Source organism: Bacillus sp. NPDC077411 (genome assembly GCF_044543425.1).
GTDB lineage: Bacteria > Bacillota > Bacilli > Bacillales > Bacillaceae_G > Bacillus_A > Bacillus_A bruguierae.
Genome location: NZ_JBITWA010000027.1, coordinates 30061 through 50337, shown reverse-complemented (window position 1 = coordinate 50337; position 20277 = coordinate 30061). Strand labels below are relative to the sequence as shown.

The 20277-nt window shown below is 38.1% G+C and carries 16 protein-coding genes, 1 pseudogene and 1 other annotated feature; of the genes and pseudogenes, 3 read left to right on the top strand and 14 right to left on the bottom strand.

The features are described from left to right. The 4 genes from ACIGHG_RS22905 to ACIGHG_RS22890 form a co-directional block, all read right to left on the bottom strand. Window positions 1-561 carry a Maf family protein gene (locus tag ACIGHG_RS22905; RefSeq protein WP_336471114.1) on the bottom strand — a complete coding sequence of 187 codons (561 nt, stop codon included), beginning with the start codon at window positions 559-561 and terminating at the stop codon, window positions 1-3. A gap of 213 nt (window positions 562-774) precedes the next feature. Further along, window positions 775-1734, bottom strand: coding sequence for a stage II sporulation protein B (locus tag ACIGHG_RS22900; protein ID WP_336471113.1), 960 nt, complete (start codon window positions 1732-1734; stop codon window positions 775-777). Window positions 1735-1890: 156 nt separating this feature from the next. Next, window positions 1891-3201: a bifunctional folylpolyglutamate synthase/dihydrofolate synthase gene (locus ACIGHG_RS22895; protein ID WP_336471112.1), complete on the bottom strand. Its 1311-nt coding sequence runs from the start codon at window positions 3199-3201 to the stop codon at window positions 1891-1893. Window positions 3202-3360: 159 nt separating this feature from the next. Beyond that, window positions 3361-6006 carry a valine--tRNA ligase gene (locus ACIGHG_RS22890; protein WP_336471111.1) on the bottom strand — a complete coding sequence of 882 codons (2646 nt, stop codon included), beginning with the start codon at window positions 6004-6006 and terminating at the stop codon, window positions 3361-3363. Between the two features lie 38 nt (window positions 6007-6044). Beyond that, window positions 6045-6276 (bottom strand) — a binding site (T-box leader). 256 nt (window positions 6277-6532) lie between these two features. Here ACIGHG_RS22890 and ACIGHG_RS22885 point away from each other — a divergent pair. After that, window positions 6533-6727: a hypothetical protein gene (locus ACIGHG_RS22885; protein ID WP_336471110.1), complete on the top strand. Its 195-nt coding sequence runs from the start codon at window positions 6533-6535 to the stop codon at window positions 6725-6727. Window positions 6728-6764: 37 nt separating this feature from the next. Here the strand turns inward: ACIGHG_RS22885 and ysxE are convergent, their stop codons facing one another. From ysxE to hemA, 8 genes are all read right to left on the bottom strand, one after another. Further along, window positions 6765-7790 (bottom strand): spore coat protein YsxE, encoded by a 1026-nt coding sequence (ysxE, locus tag ACIGHG_RS22880; RefSeq protein ID WP_336471109.1) that lies wholly within the window; start codon window positions 7788-7790, stop codon window positions 6765-6767. Window positions 7791-7854: 64 nt separating this feature from the next. Next, entirely contained in the window at window positions 7855-8808 is a 954-nt protein-coding gene (gene spoVID / locus ACIGHG_RS22875; protein WP_396550674.1) for a stage VI sporulation protein D, read from the bottom strand. Window positions 8809-9252: 444 nt separating this feature from the next. Then, window positions 9253-10542: a glutamate-1-semialdehyde 2,1-aminomutase gene (hemL, locus tag ACIGHG_RS22870; RefSeq protein WP_336471107.1), complete on the bottom strand. Its 1290-nt coding sequence runs from the start codon at window positions 10540-10542 to the stop codon at window positions 9253-9255. Beyond that, on the bottom strand, window positions 10542-11531 hold the full coding sequence (gene hemB / locus ACIGHG_RS22865; RefSeq protein ID WP_336471106.1) for a porphobilinogen synthase: 990 nt from the start codon (window positions 11529-11531) through the stop codon (window positions 10542-10544). Before hemB ends, hemL begins: the two co-directional genes overlap by 1 nt. A 236-nt stretch (window positions 11532-11767) precedes the next feature. Next, window positions 11768-12517, bottom strand: a complete 750-nt coding sequence (locus ACIGHG_RS22860) for a uroporphyrinogen-III synthase (protein WP_336471105.1) — start codon at window positions 12515-12517, stop codon at window positions 11768-11770. Between the two features lie 4 nt (window positions 12518-12521). Next, window positions 12522-13451, bottom strand: coding sequence for a hydroxymethylbilane synthase (hemC, locus tag ACIGHG_RS22855; protein WP_336471104.1), 930 nt, complete (start codon window positions 13449-13451; stop codon window positions 12522-12524). A gap of 14 nt (window positions 13452-13465) precedes the next feature. After that, window positions 13466-14299 carry a cytochrome c biogenesis protein gene (locus ACIGHG_RS22850; protein WP_090918687.1) on the bottom strand — a complete coding sequence of 278 codons (834 nt, stop codon included), beginning with the start codon at window positions 14297-14299 and terminating at the stop codon, window positions 13466-13468. Window positions 14300-14315: 16 nt separating this feature from the next. Continuing rightward, window positions 14316-15653, bottom strand: coding sequence for a glutamyl-tRNA reductase (gene hemA / locus ACIGHG_RS22845; RefSeq protein WP_336471103.1), 1338 nt, complete (start codon window positions 15651-15653; stop codon window positions 14316-14318). A 473-nt stretch (window positions 15654-16126) separates the two neighbouring features. Between hemA and ACIGHG_RS22840 the strand changes: the two genes are divergently transcribed. Next, on the top strand, window positions 16127-16579 hold the full coding sequence (locus ACIGHG_RS22840; RefSeq protein WP_336471102.1) for a MarR family winged helix-turn-helix transcriptional regulator: 453 nt from the start codon (window positions 16127-16129) through the stop codon (window positions 16577-16579). Between the two features lie 2 nt (window positions 16580-16581). Continuing rightward, a pseudogene (locus ACIGHG_RS22835) lies at window positions 16582-17000 on the top strand (organic hydroperoxide resistance protein). A gap of 235 nt (window positions 17001-17235) precedes the next feature. Here ACIGHG_RS22835 and yihA read toward each other — a convergent pair. Continuing rightward, complete coding sequence (gene yihA / locus ACIGHG_RS22830; RefSeq protein WP_336471101.1) at window positions 17236-17832, bottom strand: ribosome biogenesis GTP-binding protein YihA/YsxC; 597 nt, start codon at window positions 17830-17832, stop codon at window positions 17236-17238. Beyond that, entirely contained in the window at window positions 17829-20159 is a 2331-nt protein-coding gene (gene lon, locus ACIGHG_RS22825) for an endopeptidase La (RefSeq protein WP_396550669.1), read from the bottom strand. Before lon ends, yihA begins: the two co-directional genes overlap by 4 nt. Window positions 20160-20277: the final 118 nt, after the last annotated feature.

Genomic DNA, 20277 nt, shown 5'->3' with positions numbered 1-20277 from the left:
TTACATATTAAATTGTTTCAACTCGCGCACAACACGAGCAATCGGTAAGCCAACAATCGCATAATAATCACCTTGTATATGCTGAACAAAAATAGCACCTTTTCCCTGTATCCCATAACTCCCAGCTTTATCAAGCGGTTCTTTCGTTTGTACATATGCATGAATTTCTTCTTCAGTTAATTCCCAAAACGTTACTTCTGCACGCTCATAGAATGTCACTGTTTTTTCTTTTGAAATAAGAGCAACCCCTGTATACACCTCATGTGTTTTCCCTGATAAGAGCTGCAACATTTCTTTCGCTTCACTCTCATCCTCTGGTTTTCCTAGAATACGCGACTCGTAAGTAACAATTGTATCAGCACCAAGCACAACATAGTCTTCATAATCCTTTGCTACAGCAGATGCTTTTTGCAATGCAAGTGACATCACGATATCATGCGGTGATGAATATGCTCCAATCGTTTCTTCTACATCGCTAACTACAACCTCAAATGGTATATCTACTAGCTCAAGTAATTCTTTACGCCTTGGTGAACCCGACGCTAAAATAAGTTTTTTCATACGTTCTCCTTTCATTTTTAAAATTAGCAGGAAGATACAGCATAACCATACTAAATGTATAGATTCTCCTCAAATTTTAAAAATATCGTTTTTCTTTTTAAAAAAATACAAAAGAAAGGAAAAAGCACAAACTCACTTTCCCTTTCTTCAGTGCTAATAAGCAATAGAAAAAAGCAACTACATAATGATTATGAGTTAAACATTATCTAATTATTATACGTTTTTGTTTTTTTGTGAAACTATTTTTTCATAAGAAAGAAAGCTATCTGCTAACACTTGCTGCAATTTCGTCATCGTTTCCATATCTTGTTTTCCCTCTTGTATTGTTTGCACAGCCACTGATGCATACGTAAACAACTTTTTCATATCATCCCGCTTTAGTGCTGCCTCTTCTTTTTTTACTGATTTCCATTCATTTTCAATCTGTTCTATATCTGTTTTACTTATTTTGTTTCCGGACTGCATCACAGCGGCTTGTTTCAATAATTTCCCATACAATGATTGTAACTTTTCCAAAAACGCTCCATACTCTTGATCCTGTTTTAAAAGCGCTTGATCTGTAATCTCCCATTTCTTTTTCACAACTGATATATCTTTTTGTTTATATTGCGTGATCATCTGCGTGACAGATTGTTCATCATGTGCCATTCCAAGAACAAGTAAATATTTATCTCCTGACTGCATAACTGCTCCAGGGACTCCGTTTTCTTGGAACTCTTTTAATGATGCCTGTCCCTTTTCTTTCGAAGAGAACACCCCGCCCTGTACAAAATAAATCGTCAGCGGTGATAAAGGGGCTGGGGCTGTTTTCTTTTCTTCTGTTTTCTCATTTGTCGGTTTTTTTGTTTCATTTTGCCCTGTAACATTTGCTGCTGGAGCTGTCTTTTCACGAACAGTTTCTTGTCCCGTTAGCAAGTGCAGCATTCCCATTCCAAACCCTGTCCCAATTACAATTGCTGTAGATACCGTGAGAATAAATCTATTACTCCAGCCTTTTTTTCCTTTACGTATTGATGCTGCATGTTTTTGAAACGACACAACATTATTTGTCACCGTATTCTCCGGGAGCACCCACTCAAACTCTTCTTTTTTTGCTTCCTCTTCTTTCTTCTCTATATAATTTGCTTCCGTTCCATTCACTTTAATTGAAATTGGTCGCGATTGTTTGTCCATACCCCCACTCCTTACTTCTTATCATTGCCAGCATCGTATCATACTCGTTTCAAAAAAAAACGAGATACTTGTCAAAGGGATTCGCCAAATTATCCTATATTGTTATCTTATATGTATGCCTGCGTCTTTATTTGTAGAACAAAAAAACTAGACAGCTTATTTCTGTCTAGTTTTTTGAACCACATATTTACGAGCTTCTGATATGAAGTAAAGAGAACCTGTTAGTAAGAAAATATCATCTTCTTGTAAAGAATCCATTGTCCTACTAATCGCTTCCTGCCAGTTTTCAAAAATATGTTTCGATTCTCGTTTTGAATGAGCAGCAAGAGCCTCGGCAGAGATAGCACGATCAAACGTGAACGTTGTAAAAATCATTTCATCTGCAATTGTTTCTAATTGTCCAACCATTTCATCGAGTTGCTTATCCCCAAGTGCTGTAAATAAAATAACAATTCGGTTTTCACTGTAGTGTGCACGAACAGTTTCTACAAGACTATTTATACCTTCTGGATTGTGTGCCCCATCAATAATGACATGAGGATGAGTAGAAAGTTGTTCAAAACGTCCAATCCAATATGCTTCAGCTAATCCTTTGCGGATATGCTCTTCATCAATTAAAAATGCTTGATACACGTTTAAGTATGACATCGCCATAAGCGCCAGCGCCGCATTCTGCACTTGATGCTGGCCTTTCATAGAAATAAAAAGATCTTCATACGTACGGAATGGAGACGAAAATGTAAACCGTTCTCCTTCTTTCTCTGAAGAATGATGTTCTACTTGAATTTGATTTCCTAGTTCATATAAGTTAGAACGTTTTTCAATGGCAGCTGTACGGATGACTTCTAACGCTTCGTTTTGCTGCACACCAGTTATAATAGGAACACCTGATTTTATTATTCCCGCCTTTTCAAATGCAATCGCTTCTAACGTATCTCCTAAAATATGCATATGATCATGGCCAATATTTGTAATAATTGTAAGCGCAGGGTGAATGACATTCGTTGAATCGAAACGTCCTCCAAGTCCTGTCTCAAGTAAAACGATGTCACACATATTCATCTTTGCAAAATAATAAAGCGCCATAACAGTAATAATTTCAAATTCTGTCGCTTCACCTAAATTTGTTTCATCTAACTTTTCCACAACAGGTTTGACCATATTTACAAGATCTGCAATTTCTTGATCTGCAATCGGTACACCATTCACACTAATCCGTTCATTAAATGTTTCAATGTACGGAGAAGTAAATGTCCCTACTTTGTACTCTGCCGCCTGTAACATATAACGCATATATGTGAGCGTAGAACCTTTTCCATTTGTTCCCGCAAGATGAACACATTTTATATGACGCTCCGGATTTCCAAGTTCCTCTAACATCCACTCCATGCGCTCTAACCCTGGTTTTATACCAAATTTTAAACGGCTATGAATCCAGCCGATTGCTTCTTCATATGTATGTATCACGTATACCATTCCCCTTTTCATCAAAAAAACGAACCAAAGCAAAAGATTGCTCTAGCCCTATTATACTCAAATAGAACAATCTTTGCCGTGGTTCGCTATTGAAAATATTTTATCCCGCTATTTGCGGGCGGTAATACTCCAACTGATTAAAGTTTCTCTTTATTTTTGTAGATCCGCTAGACGTTGGCGAACTGCTTCGCGTTTTTCTAGGTAATCTTTCTCTTTCGCGCGTTCTCCTTCAATAACTGCTTCCGGAGCTTTTGCTACGAATCCTTGATTGGAAAGTTTCTTCTGTACACGTTCTACTTCTTTATCGAACTTCTCAAGTTCTTTTTCAAGACGTGCTTTTTCTTCATCAAGGTTGATTAGATCAGCTAACGGTAAGAATAACTCTGCACCTGATACAATTGCTGTCATCGCTTTTTCCGGTGCTTGTAAATCCGTTTGAATTGTTAATTCACTTGGATTACAGAAGCGCTCAATGTAAGAGCTGTTTTTCGTAAGCTGTGCTAGTACTGCTTCGTCTTTCGCTTTAATTTGCAATTGAACTTTTTTGCTCATTGGCGTATTTACTTCCGCACGAATGTTACGAACAGAGCGAATGATGTCAACAAGAAGATGCATTTCTGCCGCTGCTTCTTTATCTTGTAAATCTTCGCGAACTGTTGGCCATGCTGCTACTGTAATAGATTCACCTTCATGAGGTAAATGCTGCCAAATTTTCTCTGTTACGAATGGCATGAACGGATGTAACAGGCGCATTGTTTGATCTAGTACGTATGCTAAAACAGAACGAGTTGTTTTCTTCGCTGCTTCATCTTCACCGTATAATGGAAGCTTCGCCATTTCAATGTACCAGTCACAGAAATCATCCCAAATGAAGTTGTATAATGCGCGACCAGCTTCACCAAATTCATATTTATCCATGTTACGCGTTACACTTTCAATTGTTTCATTTAAACGAGTTAAAATCCACTTATCTGCAACTGATTTTTCACCAGTTAAATCAATATCTTCGTATTGCATGTCTTCCATGTTCATTAATACGAAACGAGATGCATTCCAAATTTTATTGATGAAGTTCCAAGTAGATTCTACTTTCTCCATGCTAAAGCGTAAATCTTGACCTGGTGCACTTCCTGTTGATAAGAAGAAGCGCATTGCATCTGCACCGTACTTCTCAATAACTTCCATTGGATCAATACCGTTACCAAGAGATTTACTCATTTTACGTCCTTGCTCGTCACGAACAAGACCATGAATTAATACGTCTTTAAATGGACGCTCTCCTGTAAACTCTAGACCTTGGAAAATCATACGAGATACCCAGAAGAAGATGATGTCATAACCAGTTACAAGTGCATCTGTTGAATAGTAGCGTTTGAAGTCTTCATCATTTTCATTTGGCCAACCAAGTGTTGAGAATGGCCATAACGCTGAGCTAAACCATGTATCAAGTACGTCGTTATCTTGGTTCCAGTTTTCGATATCAGCTGGAGCTTCTGTACCTACGTATACTTCACCAGTTTCTTTATGATACCAAGCTGGGATGCGGTGTCCCCACCATAATTGACGAGAAATACACCAGTCATGAATGTTTTCCATCCAGCGTAAGTATGTGTTCTCAAAACGATCTGGTACGAACGTTACTTTTTCTTCTTCTTTTTGTTGCAGAGCAACAGCCTTTTCTGCAAGTGGTGCCATTTTTACGAACCATTGTGTTGATAAATACGGCTCAACAACTGCCCCGCTACGCTCACTATGACCTACCGCATGCATATGAGGCTCGATTTCTACCAATACGCCAGCTTCTTGCAAGTCTTTTACTAATTGCTTACGGCATTCAAAGCGATCCATACCGTTATACTTACCAGCTTTTTCGTTCATTGTTCCATCTTCGTTCATTACTAAAATGCGTGGTAAGTCATGACGGTTACCTACTTCAAAGTCATTCGGATCATGAGCTGGTGTGATTTTTACAACACCTGTTCCGAAATCTTTCTCTACATACTCATCAGCAATAATCGGTATTTCACGCTCTACGATTGGAAGTGTAACCGTTTTTCCGATTAAATGCTTGTAACGATCATCTTCTGGGTGAACTGCTACTGCTGTATCACCAAGCATTGTTTCTGGACGAGTTGTCGCAAGACGAATGTGACCAGAACCGTCTGTTAATGGGTAATTCATATGATAGAATGCACCTTGCACATCTTTATGAATTACTTCAATATCAGAAAGGGCAGTGCGTGTCGCAGGGTCCCAGTTAATGATATATTCACCGCGGTAAATTAAACCTTTTTCGTACAATTGAACGAATACTTTATTAACCGCATCAGATAAGCCTTTATCTAATGTGAAACGCTCACGAGTGTAATCTAATCCTAGACCAACTTTTCCCCATTGCTCGCGAATGTGAGAAGCATATTCTTCTTTCCATTCCCATGCTTTTTCAAGGAATTTCTCACGACCAAGATCGTAACGTGAAATACCTTCTTCACGAAGTTTCCCTTCTACTTTCGCTTGCGTTGCGATACCCGCATGGTCCATACCTGGAAGCCATAATACATCGTATCCTTGCATACGCTTTGTACGTGTTAAAATATCTTGAAGTGTTGTATCCCATGCATGACCTAAATGCAGTTTACCTGTTACGTTTGGAGGCGGGATTACAATTGTATACGGCTGTTTTTCCGCATCTCCTTTTGCTTCGAAATATTTGCCTTCAAGCCACCATTTATAACGGCCTTCTTCAACGGACATATGATCATATTTAGTTGGTAAATTTTTTTCCGTGTTTGACATATTTTTCCCTCCTTAAAAATAAAAAATGTCCCTCATCCAAAAAGGACGAGGGACATCGTGGTACCACCTTTATTTACAAACAAATTCAAAATTTGCTTATACTCTTGATTTGATAACGGACAGATCCGTCTTTTCCTAATGAGAATGACTCCGTTCAGAAAAGATGCTCCAGGGCTACCTTCTAACATGACTATCTAGAGAATCTCACAGCTAATAATTCTCCTCTCTGCAGACGTTTAATGTTATACTCTTCCCCTTCAACGCATTTATATAATTGTTATTTATTATATACAATAGTGTAAAAAACGAAACCATATTCGTCAAGATAAAAATATTTTTCGACTTACGTCTATAATTATTACATTCTATTTCCAATAAGCTTAACCAAGTTTTTTATAACATATGCAAAGAAAATGAAAAAAGTGCAGCACAAGCACATTAGGTGCTTATCCTGCATATTGTAGTATCACATTTCCACTTCTCTTATCGTTCCATACTAGAGAAGTTTCTAATACGGAGGACGATTATGCGACGCTATCGACGCACATACAACTTTTCAGCCCCTTCTTGGTTAAGAAATTTACAAACGCTGTTTTCTGATTTTGCAATTCCGCTCACGATTTTCCAAGGCATTCGTACTTTACTACTTCCTACGTTTTTAGATTTTGTCATCCTTGCTATTTTTATAGCAGCAACAATTCGCTTACATTATCAGCCGTAACTTCTTCTTGAAGCTACGGCTAATTTTGTTTTTCCTTTTACTGCGCTTGGTGCTCAGCGGCTTGAAGCTGCGCCACGAAATATTCAATATTACTTATAAGCCAATGTGCTTGTTGAAGCATTTTCACATCCTGTAACTCCTTTGTTTCATTACGGGCATTTCGAGCATTTGTATATGCATGCACTTGCTTAATAAATGTTTTGGGATACGCTAAATACGCAAGCATAAGCAGCTTCTCTTCTTTCGTAAACGTAAAATTCTTTTCGTATATTTGGTACCATTCATATCGATCATTTCTTGCAATTGGATATGTGTTGAAGGAACGCGAGTAAAATTGAACGATATCTTGAACGGGGGTAGCAAACTGCGCATCTTCTAAACTAATAAAATAACCGTTCCGCTGATAATCGAATAAAAAATGATTCATTGAAACATTTCCATGAATAAATGAAATACGTGTTTTTTCTTTTTCTTTCATTGCTTCATGCCATTCTGTAAATTGTTTCTTCGCAAATTCACAAGCACGCATCGCTTGATGAAAGTAAGTACAATATTGCAATTCAAACGGAGACATATACCATTTCGCTTCTGATTCAACTAAAAACTCCTCTAATAACACGCCATCTTGTTCCCATCGATTTGAAATATTATCAAAATGTCCTTGAATTGCTTCTTCTGTCACTTCTTCTTCTCTCACTGTTTTTTTGTGCATCATAGCAAGTGTTTGAAACATTTTATGATACTGATCGTTCTCTTCACCTTGACTTTCTGCGTTTCCGAGCCAAGGCATTAAATAATAACTATGCTCACCATCACTTAAAATGTGCCTTCCATCTTTCGCATGATAAATAGGAGCAAAATTCGTAAATCCTTTTTCTCGTAAAAACTGAACATAATACATAAGATTACTTCGTTCTAATTTTTGAGGTGGCAATTTTTTTAACGCATATGGACCTTGGTTCGTATAAATTTTTATTACATTCCCATATTCCTCAATATGCTCAGGAGCTAATTGATATAGCTGCAAAATAGAAGCATAACGCTCTCGTAATTCCATGTCCATACGAACAACGACCCTTTCTACAGGAGCGTGAAAAAGAAAAGAGGTGAGGAAGATTTCTCTTCACTCACTTTGCTTTCATCTTGGGCACTGGTATATATAAAATTTGTCCTGCTGTTAAATACAAATCATCGGTTTGATTTACACGATGTAAATGTTGTACGGAAGTGTCATAACGCTCTGCAACAGATTCAATCGTATCGCCTTCTTGCACAAAATAAAGTCGCAGCTTTGTAAATTCATCTTCTGGTTGCTTTGAAAACAATTTTGTTAAATATAGCGCATTTTCATCCCGCTGTGAGTATGACATTTCTTCTTTCTCTTTCTCATCGACATCCTGTCCTTTTGTTTCTTTGCGTCCGAAGAACAGCTGAGGTGCGACGACTTCTTCTTGTCTTTGCTCTTCCTCTTGTCTTTGTTCCTCTTCTTCGATTTCTTTCTCTTCTTCTAGTTCAAGCTCCGGTTCTTGACGAGCCTCTAGCTGAAATGGCTCAAAAGCATAATCTTCCCATTCATCAGTCTCTATCACTTCTTTATCTACTATCTCTTCTTCTACTATCTCTTCTTCCACCGTTTCTTCCACTTCACGCTCTTCATCACATAATCCATGAATTGAAACATCCGCTAAAAGCTGCAAACATCCATTTTCTAACAGCGCATAATCGAATTCTTCAATATCTACATATAAATCTTCAACTTGTTTCACGCGGCCGCGTGGAATCGAAATCTCCAGTGGAAACGAATGTACCAATTCATTTATCCCATCATCACGCGTCTCCACATAATCTATCGTACGTACTGGAGATAACTCTCGCAATGAGAACGCCTCTGTTTCTTCCTTTGGGATATACTCCCCTGTTAAATCAAGTTGCCCGCACACAACAATTTCATACTCACGTTCTTCTATAGCAACATCAGGATCTAATGAAATAGAAAGTAATTCATTGACTTCCTGTCCTTTTTGAAACCATACAGACTCTTTTAACGAAAACCGCAATGAAGTTTGTTGATCTGCTGCCACTTCGTATTCCCCCTCTCAAACTATATGTCATTACAGGTTTATGTGAGGAACGGAGACTTTATGAATAAAAAAATTGCTCTCCGATAAGAGCGATTTTTTTATTTTTCAACACATACATTACTGCGGCACAAAACCAAAAGTGATCCTCACTTACTTTCTCTCTTTGTTTTCACACCGAACATGACAGAAAAAGGACCTGACCGCTTCTATGCACGGCCAGGTCCTCTTACCTTCCCTAAAAAAAGGGGGAATGCTAGGATTTCAACTGGTATTTATATATAAATACATTTTGCTTTTCCAACTTACAAATCACTGCCATCCATAATAAAATGTAATCCCCGCTTGCTTCCTCTCTTTGTTTTCACAACGGACGTGGTAGAAAAAGGACCCGACCGCTTCTATGCACGGCCAGGTCCTCTCGCTCCCCCTAAAGAAAAGGATTTTTTACCCTTTTAGTTTAGACATAGCAATTTCTGCAGCAGCAATGGTCGCTTCAATGTCAGCATCACTATGCGCTGTTGATAAGAACAACCCTTCAAATTGAGAAGGCGGTAAGAATACACCTTGTTCTACCATTTCACGATAATACGCTGCAAAATATTCTAAATTGGACGTTTTTGCTGTTTCGTAGTTAATAACCTTTTCATCTGTAAAGAAAATACCAACCATAGAACCAGCGCGGTTAATACAATGCGGAATATCATATTTTACCGCTGCTTCATGTAAACCTTTTTCAAGCATTTCCGCTTTACGTTCAAATTCTTTATAGCTTTCTGGTGTTAACTGAACAAGCGTTTCATATCCTGCTGTCATCGCTAATGGATTACCAGATAGTGTACCAGCCTGATAAATTGGGCCACTTGGTGCTACTTGCTTCATAATTTCAGCTTTACCACCATATGCCCCAACAGGAAGCCCGCCTCCAATTACTTTTCCTAAACATGTTAAATCAGGTGTTACTCCAAAATATCCTTGTCCGCAATTGTAAGCTACGCGGAAGCCCGTCATCACTTCATCAAAAATAAGAAGCGCACCATATTCTGTTGTAACATCACGAAGGCCTTGTAAAAATCCCGGAAGCGGTGGTACAACCCCCATATTTCCAGCTACTGGCTCTACAATGACACACGCAATATCATCACCGAACTGTTCAAACGCATATTTCACGCTTTCTAAATCGTTATACGCAACCGTAATCGTATTTTTCGCAACGCCTTCTGGTACACCAGGGCTATCTGGTAAACCAAGCGTAGCAACACCAGAACCAGCTTTAATTAAAAGAGAATCGCCATGCCCGTGATAGCAGCCCTCAAACTTCAAAATTTTATTACGCCCTGTGTAACCGCGCGCTAAGCGAAGTGCACTCATTGTCGCCTCTGTTCCAGAGTTAACCATACGGACAATTTCAATAGACGGTACACGATCGATTACAAGCTGTGCTAGTTTATTTTCAATTTCTGTCGGCGCACCAAAGCTCGTTCCTTTTTCTACTACCGCTTTTAATGCTTCCACAACCTGGTCGTTGGAATGACCATGAATAAGCGGTCCCCATGACAATACATAATCAATGTATTCATTTCCATCAATATCATAAACTTTAGAGCCTTTTCCTCGCTCCATAAATAGCGGATTCATACCGACAGATTTAAAAGCACGCACTGGACTATTTACACCGCCTGGCATTAAATCTTTTGCTGTTTCAAACGCTTCAATAGATTTATCAAAACTTTTCATTATCGTGCGCTCCCTTCTTGTAACCATCTCGCTGCATCTTTCGCATGATATGTAAGTATTAAATCTGCTCCAGCACGCTTCATGCTTAATAATTTTTCAAGAACAATATCTTTTTCATTAATCCAGCCATTTTGTGCCGCCGCTTTAATCATCGAGTATTCACCACTCACATTATACGCAACAACCGGAAGATTAAAGTTATTTTTCACATCACGAATAATATCTAAATAAGAAAGTGCTGGCTTCACAATCAAGAAGTCCGCTCCTTCCATCACATCTGACTCAGCTTCACGGAATGCTTCTAAACGATTCGCTGGATCCATTTGATATGTTTTACGATCACCAAATTGAGGTGCACCATGTGCAGCATCACGAAACGGTCCATAAAAGGCCGACGCATATTTCACTGCATATGACATAACTGGGACATGCGCAAAGCCATTTTCATCTAACGCATGACGAATAAATGTTACAAATCCATCCATCATATTAGATGGTGCAATAATATCCGCACCTGCTTTTGCTTGACTTACTGCTGTTTTTGCAAGAACCTCTAACGATTCATCATTTAAAATAATTCCGTCTTCAATTACACCACAATGGCCATGACTCGTATACTGACATAAACATGTATCTGCGATTACTACTAATTCTGGAAATCTCTCTTTAATTTGTGTAATTGCTCGCTGTACAATACCGTGCTCACAATATGCAGAAGAACCAACTGCATCTTTTTCAGCAGGTAAACCAAATACGATAACAGAACGAATACCTAAATCGACAACTTCTTGCATTTCTACTTGCAGATGATCTAAAGAAATTTGATATACACCTGGCATAGAAGGAACTTCATTACGCTTATTTTCTCCTTCTAAAACAAAAATTGGATAAATGAAATCTTCTGTATGTAGATGTGTTTCACGTACAAGAGCACGCATATTTGCACTTTGTCGTAAACGACGATGACGGTTAAATTGTAAAGGATTCATAACTTTTCCATCTCCAATTCTTAAAGTTTCACTTTATTATATATAAATACAAGTTGAAAAACAGACATAAAAACCCTTTTCTTTTTAGGGGTGGGCGGCGAGAGGGTCTGGCCATGCATAGAAGCGGTCAGAGCCTTTTCCTGCCACGTGCGTTGATAAAAAAAGAGAGAAAACAAGTGCATGTCACTTTTTGTTTTATATAACAGCAACTTATATGTTGAAAAATCAAAATGGATTTATATATATTCTGAAATGCATTGTAACATAGATTCAATTGTATATTCTTTCGGAACAAGAAGGTTTTGAAAATGTTGACGGGCTTCTCGTTCTGTAATAGGACCTATACAAGCAATTGTACATCCTTTTACCCATTCTCTCCAGTTTTCACTTTCAAGCAATGTAATAAAACTCCGGACAGTAGACGGACTTGTAAAGGTAATCACATCAATTGCTCTTGATCGCAGTGCCTCGATAAGTTGTTCACGCATTTGTAGATGGACGGCCGTTTCATATACAACAAGTTCGCGTACAATCGCACCATGATTTCGCAGCGCTTCTCGTATTACATCTCTTGCTAGATTTCCTTTTGGCAGTAATATACGAGTCCCGCTTCCAATATGATTCACAAATTCTTTCGCAAATGCTTCAGCTACAAATGTAGTTGGTACAAAATGAACATTGTAGCCGCGGTGCTCTAATTCTCGCTTTGTCTTCACGCCGACTGCGGCAATTTTCATAGTATGCGGCAACGGTTGCCCCGCACCATCCAAAAAGAAATTCACACCATTTTTACTTGTGAAAATAATCCAATCATATGTGCTTAATTCCTCACGCACTTGTTGAAATTGCTCACGTGCAGCTGCTGTTATATGTAAAAGCGGAATTTCCATTGGAATTCCGCCCTGTTTTTGCACTGCTGTACTCAGTTGCTTCGCTTGTTGCTGGGCTCTTGTAATTAGCACTGTTTTTCCGCAAAGAGAAGTCATATTGCTAGTTTTGCTCCTGATTTGCTGCGGCAATAAGTTCCTTTGCTCCTTGCCCGATTAACAAGTCTGCTGCTCGCTCTCCAACTTCTTTTGCATGTTCACCAGCAACAACTTCTTTCAATAAGACAGTGCCATCTGTCGATCCAACAAGAGCTGTTAATTCAATTTGGCCATCTTCTTTGAGCGTTGCATGTCCAGCAATCGGAACTTGGCAGCCTCCTTCTAATTTATTTAGAAATACACGCTCTGCTTCTACTGTTCTCGCTGTTACATTATCATTTAAATGACTTAATAATTGTAATAAATCCGCATCATCCTCGCGGCATTCAATCGATAGCGCCCCTTGGCCGACAGCTGGTACACATACCGTTTCTTCTAAATACCCTGTAATCACATCATCTGCCCAGCCCATTCGCTTTAGTCCTGCAGCTGCTAAAATAATCGCATCGTAATCTTCTTCTTTTAACTTACGTAGCCTCGTATCAATATTTCCGCGAATCCATTTCACTTGTAAATCCGGACGCGCAGCTAACAACTGTGCACTGCGGCGTAAACTGCTTGTACCAATCACCGCTCCTTCTGGTAACTCATCAAACGATTCTCCATTTTTAGAAATAAATGCATCACGCGGATCTACACGTTTTGGAATACATCCAATTGTTAGTCCTTCAGGAAGTACTGCTGGCATATCTTTCATACTATGGACAGCCATATCAATTTCTTTTGTAAACAGTGCATGTTCGATCTCTTTTACGAACAACCCTTTTCCGCCTACTTTCGAAAGTGTCACATCTAAAATAACGTCACCTTTCGTTACAATTTCTTTCACTTCAAATTCATATGGCAATCCTAGCGCCTTTAATTGATCGATAAACCAATTTGTTTGCGTTAATGCCAATTTACTTTTTCTTGATCCTACAATAATTTTGCGCATATTTTTCTCTCCTCTTATAAGTACCAAAAATGGAAGTTCGATAAACTACTAAATAAGAAAATATTAATTAACATAATAAGAAATGCTCCAATATTCCAGCTCGCAATTCTCTTTCCCTGTAACGTATCTGATCCGCGTAAATAAATACCTGCACAGTATACAAATAAGACGATGAAAGATCCGATTACCTTCGCGTCATACCAATGAAAATTATCTAACTTTGTATATCCCCATAGACACCCAAGCAAAATGGCTAATAAAAAGAAAGGTACAGAAAATAAATTTAAACCATATGACATAGAGTCCAGCTTCGGTAAATTTCCTAACCGCCTTAACCTTGCATTCCACTTTTTTTGCTTTAATAAACGATATTGAATTAAATACATAATGGAAAAAATAAAAGAAACTGTAAATGTTGCATAGGAAATAATCGCCATACCAATATGTACATAAACAAGCTCCGATACTAATTGATTTGCTAATACCGGCGACATTTTTCCAAGCGGCGTAAAAATAGAAAAAGCGCTTACACCAAACGCAATCATATTTGTGAAAAAGACTAAAAAGTCAATGCGCATGAATCGGTTAATCATTAATGATAATGTAATTAATAGCCATACATAAAAATAAATACCTGATAATAACGTTAAAATTGGATTAATTTCCGCTTCTGTTGCCCGAAGTAACATAAAGATTGAATATAGTACCCATACAACAGAAAGTAACCAAAAGGCAATCCGATTTGCCCTTCGGTTACTTTGAAAATAATCTATGAAATATAAACTAACGCTACAGGCATATAAAATAATGGCAATATGATAAATAATGCTATTGTTTAAAACACCCATCCGTTTATCCTTTCCATTACAAAGATGGAGCGGATACTGTCCACTTCTCTGCCCGTTTCCATTCTACTTCGCTCTCTTCCACTACTTCTTTCGCATTTAAATCGAAAATTTTCGCAAATAGAGCAAGTTTTTCTTTCGCATCTTCTTCAGCCGCTAACTCTTTCGCGATTAAAATTGGATCTTTTAACAATTGATTAATAATACTTTTCGTATGCTTACTAATCACTTTTCGTTCCCGCTCTGTTAACGTTGGAATTTTCCGTTCAATACTTTGCATTGTTTCACTTTGAATCGCTAATGCTTTATCGCGAAGTTCCGAAATTAACGGTACAACACCAAGCGTATTCAGCCATGACTTAAATAGAATCATTTCTTCTTCAATCATAATTTGAATTTTCTCAGCTTCTTTTAATCGCTCAGCACGATTCGCTTCCACAACACCTTGTAAATCATCAATATCATATAAGAAAACACTTTCTAACGCATCAATTGCTGGATCAATGTCACGCGGCACTGCAATATCTACCATAAAGAGCGGACGACCACAACGCATCCTTTCTACTTTGGACATCATTTCTTTCGTAATCACATATTCAGAAGCCCCTGTTGAGCTAATTACAATATCAGCTTCTAACAGTGCACATTGCAACTGATTCAACGGCTTTGCAAGCCCCATATATTTTTCTGCCATCGTTTCTGCTTTCGCAAACGTACGATTCATAACAGTCACTTTATGCGCACCGCTCCCGTACAAGTTCTGCAGTGCTAATTCGCCCATTTTGCCTGCACCAAGAATAAGAACATGGCAATCTTTTAAATCACCAAAAATTTTCTTTCCAAGTTCAACAGCGGCATAACTTACCGACATCGCATTACCGCCAATCGTTGTTTCTGAATGCGCACGTTTTGCTAATGTAACGACTTGTTTAAACAATTCATTAAATATCGTTCCTGTCGTTTTTACCTCTTGTGCAAGTAAGAAGCTACTACGAATTTGACCTAAAATTTGCGTTTCTCCAACTACCATTGAATCTAATCCACATGTTACGCGGAATAAATGATCTGTAGCACCATCTTGTTCATAAAGAGACAAGTATGGTGCAATTTCTTCTATTTCAAACTGAAACCAATCAGCCATAAATTTCTTAATATAATAGCGTCCTGTGTGTAACTGGTCTACTACAGCATAGATTTCCGTTCGATTGCACGTTGATACAATGACATTTTCTAATACACTTTTTTGTTTTTGTAATGTTGTCATTGCTTTCTCTAATTCTGTTGCCTGAAACGTTAGTTTCTCACGAATTTCTACAGGGGCTGTTCGATAGTTAACACCAACAACAAGAATATGCACGCAGCATGTCCCCCTTCAACCGATTTTTCATCTTATCTACTATCATAATACAACTTTCCTCTTATAAATCTGACAATCGTGTGAACATCTTCTCTCCCTTACTTAACTGACAATAAGACATCCACAGTGATAAGTAAAGAATGAAAGAAGAAAGGTGAGGATAACTTTTCATAAAGGACGATTATTTTACCTTCCCTCTCTCAAAGGGACAGTAAAAACCACGCTTCAATTTATAATAATTATAAAATAATAACTCTATCTGTACGTTACCAAAAAAAAATGTCGGAATCAAGTAATGGAAACTATTCCATACATACAGAAAGGCTAACTTTCCTTAGCTTCTTTCAATTGAATGAAAATATGTATGATTATGCCAAACGATAGATTTTCTTTTTGTTTGACATCTCGTTTTTTTTATTTTATATTGATTTTACAAAATTAAATTGTGCACAATTTAAAAAGGAGAGATACTCATGCATGAGAATCCTTTACATCTAGATAATCAACTTTGTTTTTCTATTTATGCTTGTTCTAGAGAAGTTACACGCTTTTACCGTCCTTATTTAGAGGAAATGGGCATTACATATCCGCAGTACATTACTTTGTTAGTATTGTGGGAACAAGACAGAATTACAGTAAAAGAAATTGGTGAGCGATTATTTTTAGATTCCGGAACATTAACACCCATGTTAAAAAGAATGGAAAGTTTACAGCTTGTTAAGCGTGTTCGCTCAAAGAAAGATGAACGAAAAGTATGTATTGAACTAACAGAACAAGGAGCTGCTTTAAAAGAAAAAGCATGTTCATTGCCAGAAACAATGGCATCACATTTAGGAATTACAGCAGAAGATTATACAACTTTATTAATTCAATTAAATAAATTAATTGAAACAATGAAAACAATGAATGATAGAAAAGGGGAATAACAATGGAAACATTATATACTGCTACTGTAACAGCAACAGGTGGACGAAACGGAAAAGTAATCTCCGAGGATGGTGTATTAAACCTTGATGTAAAAATGCCAAAAGCATTAGGCGGTATGGGCGGCGCAGCAACAAATCCTGAACAATTATTTGCAGCAGGTTATGCAGCTTGTTTTGATAGTGCATTGCAGCTTGTCATTCGTACGAAACGCGTAAAAGTAGAAAGTACAGAGGTAACCGCTCACGTATCGATTGGCAAAGATACAGATGGTGGATTTGGATTAGCTGCCACATTAAATGTACGTGTAGCGGGCGCGTATCTCGCGAAGAAGCAAAACAATTAGTCGAAGCTGCACACGGAGTATGCCCATACTCTAAGGCAACAAGAGGAAATATAGAAGTTACATTAAACGTACTATAAAGTGAAACTTCCATCCGAGGGGGTTTTCTTCCTCCCCTCGGATGGAAAGCCCGCCCAATCGGGCTTTTACGGGCAGTTATCCCCCACTTATCTTCTTTAGAAAAGCGGAAGCGGCTCGCTCAGAAACGACCGGAGATTCTAGCCACTGGAACTGGACAATACTCTCTCTGAACCTTGAGTTGGGGGTCTTACTGCCCACGAATAGCGGGATAAAACAAAAAACGTGTGACGGATGTCACACGTTTTTTGTTTTTGTAAACTTATGAATCGCTTTCCACGCTTCTTCTTTCCCAAGACCTGTTTCTGAAGAGAATAATACGACTTCATCTTCTGGATCTACATCAAGCGTTTCTTTGACAACTTTTAAATGCTTTTGCCATTTTCCTTTTGGAATTTTATCAGCTTTTGTTGCAATAATGATTGTAGGAATTTCATAATGTTTTAAGAAATCATACATCATCACATCGTCGTTCGTCGGCTTATGACGTAAATCAATCACAAGAACAGCTGCATCTAACTGCTGTCTTTTTGTGAAATACGTTTCAATCATCTTGCCCCATGCTGCTCGTTCTGTTTTAGATACTTTCGCATAACCATAACCTGGTACATCCACAAAATGCATCATATCATTAATGATGAAAAAGTTTAATGTTTGCGTTTTTCCTGGTTTAGAAGAAATGCGCACTAATTTTTTTCGATTTAAAATTTTATTAATAAAGGATGATTTTCCTACATTTGAACGACCCGCTAATGCAATTTCCGGTAAATCTCCCTCAGGATATTGTTCTGGTTTGACTGCGCTTATAACAATCTCAGCTTTTGTTACTTTCATTTTTTCACTCCTACTAATGCGTGCTCTAATACCTCATCTAAATGAGAGACTGGCACAAACGTAAGGTTTTCCTTTACGCTTTCTGGAATATGTTCTAAATCTCTTTCATTTTCTGCCGGTAAAATAATTTTCTTTAAACCTGCACGATGTGCGCTCAATGTTTTCTCTTTCAATCCACCAATCGGTAACACGCGACCACGAAGTGTAATTTCACCTGTCATTCCCACTTCTTTACTAACAGGAATACCTGTTAATGCTGAAATAAGAGCCGTTGCCATTGTAATCCCCGCTGATGGCCCGTCTTTTGGTACCGCACCTTCAGGAACATGAATATGAATATCATGTTTTTCGTGGAAATCAGGGGCGATATGCAGTTCTTCTGCACGAGAACGAATATAACTAAATGCTGCTTGTGCAGATTCTTTCATCACATCCCCAAGTTTTCCTGTTAAAATCAATTTCCCTTTACCCGGAGATACAGATACCTCAATTGCAAGTGTATCTCCTCCAGCTGCTGTATACGCTAAACCTGTTGCCATACCTACTTGATCTTTCGTTTCTGCTTGACCATAACGGTATATGCGTTTTCCAAGTAATTCTGTAATATTCTTCTCCGTTACAACGACGCGCTTACGTTCTTCTGTTACAATAATCTTCGCTGCTTTCCGGCAAAGCTTCGCAAGCTGACGTTCTAACGTACGAACTCCCGCTTCACGCGTATAGTAACGAATGATTTCAAGAAGCGCTTCATCGCGCACTTGTAAATTTCCTTTTTTCAATCCATGTTCTTTCAATTGTTTCGGCAATAAATGTTCACGGGCAATATGTACTTTTTCAAGTTCTGTATAACCAGCAATAGAAATGATCTCCATACGGTCAAGAAGCGGACCTGGAATGCTTGCAAGCGTATTAGCAGTTGCAATAAACATCACTTTTGATAAATCGTACGGCTCTTCAATATAATGATCACTAAAATTATGATTTTGTTCTGGATCTAATACCTCTAATAATGCCGCTGAAGGATCACCGCGGAAATCATTGGACATTTTATCAATCTCATCTAATAAAAAGACAGGATTGATTGTTTTTGCTTTTTTCATCCCCTGAATAATGCGGCCCGGCATCGCACCGACATAAGTACGACGATGACCACGAATTTCCGATTCATCACGTACACCGCCAAGTGATACACGAACAAAATTACGATTCACTGATGTCGCAATTGAACGAGCTAACGATGTTTTTCCAACCCCAGGAGGACCAACTAAACAAAGAATAGGACCTTTTAACGAATTGGTGAGCTTTTGCACCGCTAAATATTCAAGCACACGTTCTTTTACTTTTTCAAGTCCGTAATGCTCTTCATTTAAAATATTTTCAGCACGTACAATATCTATACGATCTTCTGTTGCCTCCATCCAAGGAAGAGATAATAACCAATCAATATAATTGCGAATGACACCGCTCTCCGCTGAACTTGTCGGCAATTTCTCATAACGATCTAGCTCTTTTAATGCTGCCTTTTTCGTTTCTTCTGGCATTCCTGATTCTTCAATCTTTTCGCGAAGTTCTTCTACTTCGCCGCCTTTTCCTTCTTTATCACCAAGCTCTTTTTGAATAGCTTTCATTTGTTCACGTAAGAAGTACTCCTTTTGTGTACGCTCCATAGAACGTTTCACTTGCTGACCAATTTTCTTTTCTAAGTTTAATAACTCTTTTTCATCTTGAATAAAAGAAATAAGCGTATGTAATCGTTCTTTCACTACAGTAATTTCTAAAATTTGTTGCTTTTGCTTCATTTTGAGCGGCAAATGTGATGATACAAGATCAGCTAATCGACCTGGTTCATCAACATCAACAACTGTCGCAAACGTTTCACCTGAAATTTTCTTGGACAGCTTAATATATTGCTCAAAATACTCAGTTAATGTACGCATAAGCGCCTTTTCTTCTAAATCGCCTTCTTCTTCTTCAATTAACGTATGGACGTTAGCTGTAATTACATCATCTTCTTCAATGAACTCTGTCATTTCTACTCTATGTAAACCTTCAACAAGGATACGCATTGTCCCATTTGGCAATTTGAGCATTTGCTTCACTTTTGCTAACGTACCTACTTTATAAACATCATCTTCTTTCGGATCATCGATATTCACGTCTTTTTGCATCGCTAAAAAAATCACATTTTCATCCATAGCCGCCTGCTCAAGCGCTTTGATCGATTTATCACGTCCTACATCAAGATGCAGAACCATCGTCGGATATACGAGAACGCCTCTTAATGGTAGGAGGGGCACGATTCTTTCGTTCGCATTCATATTAGACATAGCACCTCCATAAATATCTTTGTTTCCCTATTTTATATTACAATAAAGCCTTATGCAATCGCAGAGACTCAATACTCTGTTTCTTGTTCAAGAAAAAGGACTTCCCTTAAGCATATGA

Excerpts from the sequence above, each read along its gene's own strand:
- ACIGHG_RS22905 (WP_336471114.1), bottom strand. The coding sequence starts at position 561 with ATGAAAAAACTTATTTTAGCGTCGGGTTCACCAAGGCGTAAAGAATTA.
- ACIGHG_RS22900 (WP_336471113.1), bottom strand. The coding sequence starts at position 1,734 with ATGGACAAACAATCGCGACCAATTTCAATTAAAGTGAATGGAACGGAA.
- ACIGHG_RS22890 (WP_336471111.1), bottom strand. The coding sequence starts at position 6,006 with ATGTCAAACACGGAAAAAAATTTACCAACTAAATATGATCATATGTCC.
- ACIGHG_RS22885 (WP_336471110.1), top strand. The coding sequence starts at position 6,533 with ATGCGACGCTATCGACGCACATACAACTTTTCAGCCCCTTCTTGGTTA.
- ysxE (WP_336471109.1), bottom strand. The coding sequence starts at position 7,790 with ATGGACATGGAATTACGAGAGCGTTATGCTTCTATTTTGCAGCTATAT.
- hemL (WP_336471107.1), bottom strand. The coding sequence starts at position 10,542 with ATGAAAAGTTTTGATAAATCTATTGAAGCGTTTGAAACAGCAAAAGAT.
- hemB (WP_336471106.1), bottom strand. The coding sequence starts at position 11,531 with ATGAATCCTTTACAATTTAACCGTCATCGTCGTTTACGACAAAGTGCA.
- ACIGHG_RS22860 (WP_336471105.1), bottom strand. The coding sequence starts at position 12,517 with ATGACTTCTCTTTGCGGAAAAACAGTGCTAATTACAAGAGCCCAGCAA.
- hemC (WP_336471104.1), bottom strand. The coding sequence starts at position 13,451 with ATGCGCAAAATTATTGTAGGATCAAGAAAAAGTAAATTGGCATTAACG.
- ACIGHG_RS22850 (WP_090918687.1), bottom strand. The coding sequence starts at position 14,299 with ATGGGTGTTTTAAACAATAGCATTATTTATCATATTGCCATTATTTTA.
- ACIGHG_RS22840 (WP_336471102.1), top strand. The coding sequence starts at position 16,127 with ATGCATGAGAATCCTTTACATCTAGATAATCAACTTTGTTTTTCTATT.
- yihA (WP_336471101.1), bottom strand. The coding sequence starts at position 17,832 with ATGAAAGTAACAAAAGCTGAGATTGTTATAAGCGCAGTCAAACCAGAA.
- lon (WP_396550669.1), bottom strand. The coding sequence starts at position 20,159 with ATGTCTAATATGAATGCGAACGAAAGAATCGTGCCCCTCCTACCATTA.